Origin of the sequence: Bacillus sp. AFS029533, from assembly GCF_002585125.1 — a bacterium.
Lineage (GTDB): Bacteria > Bacillota > Bacilli > Bacillales > Bacillaceae_G > Gottfriedia > Gottfriedia luciferensis_B.
Genome location: NZ_NUQC01000003.1, coordinates 141,037 through 150,509 on the forward strand (window position 1 = coordinate 141,037; position 9,473 = coordinate 150,509).

9 protein-coding genes are annotated in these 9,473 nt (G+C 33.8%); all 9 read left to right on the forward strand.

Annotation, left to right across the window (positions count from 1 at the left end; genetic code table 11):
- The first annotated feature begins 72 nt into the window (after positions 1-72).
- On the forward strand, positions 73-420 hold the full coding sequence (gene rbfA / locus COE53_RS01635) for a 30S ribosome-binding factor RbfA (RefSeq protein WP_025568543.1): 348 nt from the start codon (positions 73-75) through the stop codon (positions 418-420).
- A 72-nt stretch (positions 421-492) separates the two neighbouring features.
- Positions 493-1,404, forward strand: a complete 912-nt coding sequence (gene truB, locus COE53_RS01640; protein WP_025568544.1) for a tRNA pseudouridine(55) synthase TruB — start codon at positions 493-495, stop codon at positions 1,402-1,404.
- A 72-nt stretch (positions 1,405-1,476) separates the two neighbouring features.
- Complete coding sequence (ribF, locus tag COE53_RS01645) at positions 1,477-2,418, forward strand: bifunctional riboflavin kinase/FAD synthetase (protein WP_029715282.1); 942 nt, start codon at positions 1,477-1,479, stop codon at positions 2,416-2,418.
- A gap of 139 nt (positions 2,419-2,557) precedes the next feature.
- On the forward strand, positions 2,558-2,827 hold the full coding sequence (gene rpsO / locus COE53_RS01650; RefSeq protein ID WP_025568545.1) for a 30S ribosomal protein S15: 270 nt from the start codon (positions 2,558-2,560) through the stop codon (positions 2,825-2,827).
- A gap of 231 nt (positions 2,828-3,058) precedes the next feature.
- On the forward strand, positions 3,059-5,173 hold the full coding sequence (pnp, locus tag COE53_RS01655; protein WP_025568546.1) for a polyribonucleotide nucleotidyltransferase: 2,115 nt from the start codon (positions 3,059-3,061) through the stop codon (positions 5,171-5,173).
- A 417-nt stretch (positions 5,174-5,590) separates the two neighbouring features.
- On the forward strand, positions 5,591-6,571 hold the full coding sequence (locus tag COE53_RS01660) for a polysaccharide deacetylase family protein (RefSeq protein WP_069034501.1): 981 nt from the start codon (positions 5,591-5,593) through the stop codon (positions 6,569-6,571).
- Between the two features lie 101 nt (positions 6,572-6,672).
- Positions 6,673-7,914: a M16 family metallopeptidase gene (locus COE53_RS01665; protein WP_025568548.1), complete on the forward strand. Its 1,242-nt coding sequence runs from the start codon at positions 6,673-6,675 to the stop codon at positions 7,912-7,914.
- Between the two features lie 234 nt (positions 7,915-8,148).
- Positions 8,149-9,051, forward strand: a complete 903-nt coding sequence (gene dpaA, locus COE53_RS01670) for a dipicolinic acid synthetase subunit A (protein ID WP_025568549.1) — start codon at positions 8,149-8,151, stop codon at positions 9,049-9,051.
- Positions 9,048-9,473, forward strand: a 426-nt coding sequence (dpaB, locus tag COE53_RS01675; protein ID WP_029715283.1) for a dipicolinate synthase subunit B, incomplete at its 3' end; no start/stop codon positions are given. The genes dpaA and dpaB, both read left to right, overlap by 4 nt.

Below are 9,473 nucleotides of genomic sequence, written 5' to 3' on the forward strand. Positions count from 1 at the left end.
TTATTTATACATTTAGTTAAACTAATTGTATGAAGCACGTAATGTTTTGCTTTGTAAGATTGAGGTGAAAGTATGAAAGTTAGAGCACATCGTGTTGGGGAACAAATGAAGAAAGAACTTGGTGAGATTATTGGTAGAAAAATTAAAGATCCAAGAATCGGCTTCGTAACTGTTACTGATGTTCAAGTAACTGGTGACCTTCAACAAGCTAAAGTCTATATTTCAGTATTAGGTGACGATGAACAACGTCAAAATACATTAATTGGATTAGCGAAAGCAAAAGGATTTATTCGTTCTGAAATTGGTCAACGTATTCGTTTACGTAAGACACCAGAATTAATTTTTGAATTTGATGAATCAGTCGATTATGGTAATCGAATTGAGACATTGCTAACTCAAATTAATAAAGAGAATAACTGATAATGAATGGATAGGCGAGAGATTCGTCTATCCATTTTTCATCATGCTAAAAAATAAACGATAGGTGATAAGATGAATGGTGTAATTGCACTAAATAAACCAGCGGGTCTTACCTCTCATGATTGCGTCTTTAAAATAAGAAAGATTTTAAAGACAAAAAAAGTCGGTCATACAGGAACCCTTGATCCAGAAGTAACGGGCGTCTTGCCAATATGTGTAGGTGAAGCTACAAAGCTAATACCATATTTAACCGATGATCGGAAAAAATATATTGGTGAAATTACTTTAGGGTTTTCTACAACAACCGAGGATGCTCATGGTGAAATTATTGATCAAAAGAAGGTTGATCGAGTTATTACTCGTGAAGAAATTTTAAATGTATTAAATCAATTAACTGGAGATATCAGTCAAACTCCTCCAATGTACTCTGCTGTAAAAGTAAATGGTAAAAAGCTATATGAGTACGCTAGAGCTGGAATTGAAGTTGAACGTCCAACTAGAACGGTTACAATATTTGAAATTATTTTACTTGATGATCGAGAAGTATTCGAAGGAGAAACAATTTCTTTTAAATTTGAAGTTTTTTGTAGTAAAGGTACATATATTAGAACTTTAGCTGTTCAAATTGGTGAGCTTTTAGGATTCCCTGCTCACATGTCTTATTTAACTAGAACAAAAGCAGGCGCATTTACGATTGATGATTGTGTTACATTTGCTGAATTAGAAGAAAATGCTAATGATTTTACTTTAGATCGTGTCATGTTATCGATGGAGCAAGCTCTTAATGAGTATCCACGTCTAACTGTGACAGCTGAAGAAGAAGTAAGAGTTTTTAATGGTGGATTTTTTCCGAATACGATGAACTGTAAAGAAGGGGAATATATTGCAGTCTACAACGAAAATAATAGAATTATTGCAATGTACACTCCAAACCCTAAAAATAATAATGTAATTAAACCGACAAGAGTATTTCATAACCAATAGAAAAAACTATATAAATTTTATTCATTGTTCTATAATGGGAAAAGAGACTTGATTATAGAAAAGGTGATATATATGACAAAAATAATAAAAATCACCCATCCTCATTCAATAAAAAAAGAAGATTGTAAAGAAACGGTCTTAGCACTTGGCTTTTTTGATGGAGTACATAAAGGTCATCAACAAGTCATAAAAACTGCCAAAGAAATTGCGGATGAAAAAGGATTATTATTATCAGTTATGACATTCAATCCACATCCATCTGCAATTCTCGGAAATCGTGATGATGCGATTTCTTATTTGACACCTTTGGAGCTAAAAGTGAAGTGGATGGAGAAACTTTGTGTAGACCAATTATTTGTTGTTGAATTTTCAGAGGAATTTGCGACATTACTACCACAAGAATTTGTCGATCAATACATTATTTCTTTAAATGCAAAACATGTTGTTGCTGGATTTGATTTTTCATTTGGAAAATATGGTAAAGGGAATATGGAATCATTACCATTTCATTCTAGAGGTGAATTTACTCAATCAACAGTTTCAAAATTCGTTTTAGACGAGGAGAAAGTAAGTTCAACACGAATTAGAGAAGCGATAAAAGCTGGTGAAATGGAAGAAGCTACCCACTTACTTGGCAGGCAGTATCAAATTAAAGGGATCGTTGTAGATGGTGACAAACGTGGCCGAACAATTGGATTTCCAACAGCTAATATTTCTGTTTCCATTCCATATGCATTACCATCAGTAGGTGTTTATGCTGTAAAATGTATTGTTAATGGTGAAATATATGAAGGTATGTGTAATATTGGATACAAACCAACTTTCTATCATGAGTTCCAAAAACAAACAATTGAAGTTAATATTTTTGAATTTAATGAAGATATATACGGAAAAGAAGTTGAAATTTTTTGGTATGCTAGAATACGTGATGAAAAGAAGTTTAATGGTATAAATGAGTTAATCGATCAATTACAGAAAGATCGTGAAACAGTAAAAAGTTATTTTAGACAATAACTAATTTAGAATACTTGCTTTTATAATTAAAACAATGTAATATTATTAAAGTACTTGAAAAACCGTTGCTTGGCAAATCGATTCACCGACGACTGCTAGGTGATAGGTGTTCAACAATATTATTATGAGGTGAAAAAACATGGCATTAACTCAAGAACGTAAAAACGAAATCATCAGCACTTACAAAACTCATGCGAACGATACTGGTTCTCCAGAAGTTCAAATTGCAGTTTTAACTGAAAACATTAACTCTTTAAATGGGCACTTACGTACTCACAAAAAAGATCACCACTCTCGTCGTGGTTTATTAAAAATGGTTGGTAAGCGTCGTAACTTACTTAACTACTTACGTAACAAAGACATTACTCGTTACCGTGAATTAATTAACAAATTAGGTTTACGTCGTTAATTCGAGTATTAATTTGATACTTTAAGAAAAAGCGGGATTCTTCCCGCTTTTTCTTATACATATCGATTTAAAATTACTGAACAATTGAATTTTAAATTTATAAATATTTATTCTCTTTTTCTCGTTAGTTGATTTCTTTACTAAACATAGGAGATAATAGAGAATATACGATTTTTTTACATAATTAATTTAGACTTTGAATTGTAAATTAGAGAGGGGTATTTATACCATATGGAACAACAAAAGCACGTTTTTTCCACAGAGCTTGCTGGTAAAACTCTTACTGTTGAAGTAGGACAATTAGCAAAGCAAGCAAATGGAGCAGTTTTAGTAAGATACGAAGATACTGTCGTATTAGCAACAGCAACTGCATCAAAGGAACCTAAAAAAGTTAGCTTTTTCCCATTAACAGTAAACTACGAAGAGCGTTTATATGCAGTAGGTAAAATTCCTGGTGGATTTATTAAACGTGAAGGTAGACCAAGTGAAAAAGCAATATTAGCGAGTCGACTAATTGACCGCCCAATTCGACCATTATTTGCGGATGGATTCCGTAATGAAGTACAAGTAATCAGCATGGTAATGAGTGTTGATCAAGATTGTTCATCAGAAATGGCTGCTATGTTTGGTAGTTCTCTAGCTCTATGTGTATCTGACATTCCTTTTAACGGCCCAATTGCTGGAGTTGTAGTCGGTCGCATTAATGGCGAATTTATTATTAATCCAACTGTAGAGCAAGCTGAAAACAGTGACATTCATTTAACAGTTGCTGGAACGAAAGATGCAATTAACATGGTTGAAGCTGGAGCTAATGAAGTGCCAGAAGAAGTAATGCTTGAAGCAATTATGTTTGGTCATGAAGAAATTAAAAAATTAATTGCATTCCAAGAAGAAATAGTAGCTCAAATTGGAAAAGAAAAAATGGAAATTCAGCTTCATGAACTTGACGCTGAATTAGAAAAACAAATTCGTGAAATTTGTGAAACAGAATTAAACGCAGCAATTCAAGTTCATGAAAAACATGCTCGTGAAGCTGCAATCAATGAAGTAAAAGAACGTGTTGTTCTTCATTTTGAAGAAAATGAAGCAGAAGAAGAGATTATTGGACAAGTTAAAGAAATCCTTTCAATGCTAGTAAAAGAAGAAGTGCGTCGTTTAATTACGGTTGAAAAAGTACGTCCTGATGGAAGAAAATTAGATGAAATCCGTCCATTATCATCACAAGTTGGTTTACTACCTCGTACACATGGTTCTGGCTTATTCACTCGTGGACAAACTCAAGCGTTAAGCATTTGTACACTAGGGGCTCTAGGTGATGTGCAAATTCTTGATGGATTAGGCATAGAAGAATCAAAACGTTTTATGCATCATTACAATTTCCCACAATTTAGTGTTGGTGAAACAGGCCCAATTCGTGGACCAGGTCGCCGTGAAATTGGACATGGAGCATTAGGTGAAAGAGCACTTGAGCCAAGTATTCCAGATCAAAAGGATTTCCCATATACAATTCGACTTGTATCAGAAGTACTTGAATCAAATGGTTCAACTTCACAAGCAAGTATTTGCGCAAGTACTCTTGCAATGATGGATGCTGGTGTACCAATTAAAGCACCAGTTGCTGGTATCGCAATGGGATTAATTAAATCTGGTGAACATTATTCAGTTCTTACAGATATTCAAGGTATGGAAGATCATTTAGGAGATATGGACTTTAAAGTAGCAGGAACAGCTAAAGGTGTAACTGCACTTCAAATGGACATTAAAATTGAAGGTTTATCAGAACAAATTTTAAAAGAAGCATTAGAACAAGCAAAAATTGGTCGTATGCAAATTCTTGATTCGATGCTTGCTACAATCAGTGAACCAAGAACAGCATTATCTGAGTTTGCTCCAAAAATCTTAATGATGACAATTAACCCAGATAAAATTAAAGATGTTATTGGACCTGGTGGAAAACAAATCAATAAAATTATTGAAGAAACTGGCGTGAAAATTGACATCGAACAAGATGGAACAGTATTTATTTCATCTGTAGACCAACCTATGAATGAACGTGCAAAACAAATTATTGAAGACCTTGTTCGTGAAGTAGAAGTAGGTCAATTATACATGGGTAAAGTAAAACGAATTGAAAAATTCGGCGCATTCGTTGAAATCTTTGCAGGTAAAGATGGATTAGTCCATATTTCTGAACTAGCAGAAGAACGCATTGCAAAAGTTGAAGACGTAGTTTCACTTGGAGACGAAATCCTAGTAAAAGTAACTGAAATCGACAAACAAGGACGAGTAAACCTTTCTCGTAAAGCTGTATTAAAAGAACAAAAAGAAAAAGCTGAGCAAAACTAGAAAAGCGGAAGGCGTTCGCTCTGCCCCGACAAGCATAAGACAAGGACCAGTGAAGGTTGTTTTTTAACCTTTGCTGGTCCTTGGCTTATGACCTCGAGGGGCAAACGCCTGGAGCTAGACATCTCGCAAAGCTTAAAAGCTTTTGCTCTTCCATGACCCAAAATAGAAACAACAGGCACATAGAAATGAGCCTGTTGTTTTTTTATTTTTACTTCCACATTTCCATTCTAATTCTCTCTTTTAATTTTGCAGAATTTTATGTGTGCCTAAAAATTTTTTGGTTACAATAAGAAAAGTAGAACTAGAAATTACCAGGTAAATTAGTGATTGCTAATTTAGTCGTACATAAGTCATAGAAAGCTTGTTCTATTATATTAAAAAATATCATATTCCTTCTAGTAGGAGGGCGTTTAGGAAATGGGAAGAAGTCGGTTAAAAGTCTTAGCATTCGTTATGGCATTATTTCTAGCAATTTTAGTCGTTAGAAATCAATATACTAATCAATACGTGAGGAACTTAACTTCAAAAACGTCATTTGTAACAGCAAAAACAAATGGGTTATTTGATGAAATCAAAACAAAGGCGCCAACTTTCGAGATACCTCCAAAAGATGCCTATGTGGACTCGGTTTGGAAAGCAATACCTGGGTATAATGGTTTAACAGTCGATGTTAATGCGTCATATAAGAAAATGAAAGCAAAAGGCAAGTTTGATGAGAATAAGCTAGTATTTAAAGAAGTTTCTCCAAAAGTTCATTTAAAGGATTTACCACCATCACCAGTGTATAAAGGGAATCCTGAAAAACCAATGGTAGCATTTACAATCAATGTTGCATGGGGAAATGAATATATTCCGAAAATGTTAGAAGTATTAAAGAAGCACAATGCAAACGCAACTTTCTTTCTTGAGGGTAGATGGGTAAAAAATAATCCAACTGTCGCTCAACTAATCACTGCTGCAGATCAAGAAGTTGGGAACCATTCTTATACACATCCCGATATGGCAAGATTAGGTAGTCAGCAAATAAGAAATGAAATAACCCAAACAAATTCAGTCATACTAGCCACAACTGATCAAAAAGTTGTATGGTTTGCCCCTCCAAGCGGTAGTTATCGTGATGAGGTAGTTAAAATTGCTTCAAGTTTAGGCTTAAAAACAATTATGTGGACAGCAGATACGATTGATTGGCAGAAACCGCCAAGAGAAGTCATTATTAATCGTGTTATGAAAAAAGTAGAAAATGGTACAATCGTTCTTATGCATCCAACGAAACCGACAGCTGAGGCACTTGATGAACTAATTACAAAAATAGAAGCATCAGGTCGAAAAGTTGTAAATATTTCAACTTTATTAGATGAAAAACGGTACGATACAATTAAAAAAGTTGAAAACAAATGACAATTACTTTCAGCTTTGTTAAGATGATTGTAAAATATAGTTAAATTTTTCAATCTTATTACAAAAATGAAAATAGATGGTGTATACATAGGAGGCATTACATGATTGTACGACATACTTGCAAAAATGGAGTTAGAGTAGTAATTGAAAATATTTCAACTGTTCGTTCAGTTGCACTTGGAGTCTGGATTAAAACAGGTTCAAATAATGAAACGTCAGAACTAAATGGTGTATCACATTTTCTTGAGCATATGTTCTTTAAAGGTACTAAAACACGAAATGCGAAAGAAATCGCTGAAAGTTTCGATTCAATTGGTGGACAAGTAAATGCATTTACTTCAAAAGAATATACTTGTTATTACGCTAAAGTGTTAGATACTCATGCGGATTACGCGTTAGAAGTGTTAGGTGATATGTTTTTTAATTCAACTTTTGATGAAGGTGAATTAGAAAAAGAAAAAAATGTAGTACTTGAAGAAATTAAAATGTATGATGATACACCAGACGATTTAGTACATGATTTATTAAGTAAAGTTATGTATGAAACTCATCCATTAGGTTATCCAATTCTAGGAACAGAAGAAACTTTAAAATCTTTTAACGGCGATACTTTACGTCAGTATATGAAGGATTTTTACACGCCAGATCAAGTAGTTATTTCAATTGCGGGTAATATTGATGAATCCTTTATTAAACGTGTTGAAGATTTATTTGGAAATTATGAGGGGAAAAAGAAAGAGATAAACTTTGGGATCCCTACAATACATTATGGACAAATTGCTCGAAAAAAAGAAACAGAGCAAGCACATCTTTGTGTTGGCTATAGAGGTCTTGAACTTGGACATAGCGACTTATATCCATTAATTGCCTTAAATAATATACTTGGTGGTAGTATGAGTAGTCGTTTATTCCAAGATGTTCGTGAGCAAAAAGGACTTGCATATTCTGTTTTCTCATATCACTCTGCATACCAAGATAGCGGTACAGTTGCAATTTATGCAGGTACTGGAAAAAGCCAATTAAATCAATTATTTGAAACAATCCAAGAAACTTTAAAAGTATTAAATGCAGATGGAATAACAGAAAAAGAATTAAATAATTGTAAAGAGCAATTAAAAGGTAATTTAATGTTAGGATTAGAAAGTACAAATAGCAGAATGAGCCGAAATGGTAAAAATGAATTGATGCTAGGTAATCACCGTACTTTAGATGAAGTAATTCAACTAATAGATAACGTAACAATTGATAAAGTAAATGATATTGCGAAGTTTGTTTTTACTGATGACTATGCAGTTTCATTAGTAAGTCCCGATGGAGTAATTCCAACAAATATTAAACAATAAGTTAATCAATTAGGGGAGCCCTTATAGGGTCCTCTTTTTTATTTTTCAAATGACTGAGAATAGAAATGTTCAGATTTAAACAGTTTTTCATTACTGCTCCTTAATTTTAGAAAGAATCTTCACCAATGCAATGGAAGATTCATAAGATATTTAGGAGAAAGATGTTAGGCGGTAGTCCTGCTTACAGAGATTAATTTCCATTTACCATAGTGAAGTAAAGAAGGTGAATGCTGCATGTTAACTGGCTTGCATATTGCTGTTATTGGTGGGGACGCCAGACAGCTGGAAGTTATTCGGAAGTTAACAGAGTTAGACGCAAAGGTAACATTAATAGGCTTTGAACAATTAGATAGTGGCTTTACAAGTGCTTCAAAAGAATTAATGGCAGATGCAAATTTTGAAGATCTTGATGCAATCCTTCTACCTGTACCAGGTACAAATATTGAAGGAGTAGTCGATACAATTTTTTCAAATGAGAAAGTCGTGCTGACAAAAGAAATTTTAGACAGTACTCCTTCACATTGTACGATTTACTCTGGAATAAGTAACTCTTACTTAGATAGTATAGTTACAGCTTCAAACCGAAAGTTAGTAAAATTATTTGAACGAGACGATGTAGCTATTTATAATAGTATTCCAACCGTTGAAGGTACGATTATGATGGTTATTCAACATACGGAATATACAATTCATAATTCGAAAGTAGCGGTATTAGGTTTAGGTCGTACAGGAATGAGTGTCGCTAGGACTTTTCATAATTTGGGTGCAAAAGTAAAAGTAGGGGCTCGTAAATCAGAACATATTGCTAGAATTATTGAAATGGGCTTAGAAGCTTTTGAATTTAAGAATATTGAAGAGGCCTTAAAGGATGTAGATGTTGTAATTAATACTGTTCCAGTTCAAATCGTGACAGCAAGTGTTATTTCAAAATTACAACCACATTCATTAATCATTGATTTAGCTTCTAAACCTGGAGGAACAGATTTTCGTTATGCTGAAAAAAGAGGCATTAAGGCCTTATTAGCACCAGGTTTACCAGGAATCGTTGCTCCTAAAACAGCAGGTCAAATAATTGGAAACGTACTAACACAGCTATTAAAGGTAGATTTAGATAAAAGGAAGGAGCAACAAAAATGACGTTGAAAGGTAAGAAAATTGGATTTGGTATTACAGGATCACATTGTACTTATGAAGAGGTAGTACCACAAATTCAAAAATTAGTGGATGATGGAGCTGACGTATACCCTGTCGTTACATTTACTGTAAAAAGCACAACAACCAGGTTTGGAGTAGGAGAAGACTGGATCGAAAAAATTGAAGAAATTACAGGGCGTAAAACAGTTGATTCAATTGTAGGAGCAGAACCATTTGGTCCAAAAGTACAATTAGATTGTATGGTAATTGCACCGTTAACAGGAAATTCAATGAGTAAGTTTGCTAATGCTCAAACTGACAGCCCTGTATTAATGGCAGCTAAGGCTACATTAAGAAATGGAAAACCTGTTGTTTTAGGTATTTCTACAAACGATGCTTTAGGTTTAAATGGAACTAATTTAATG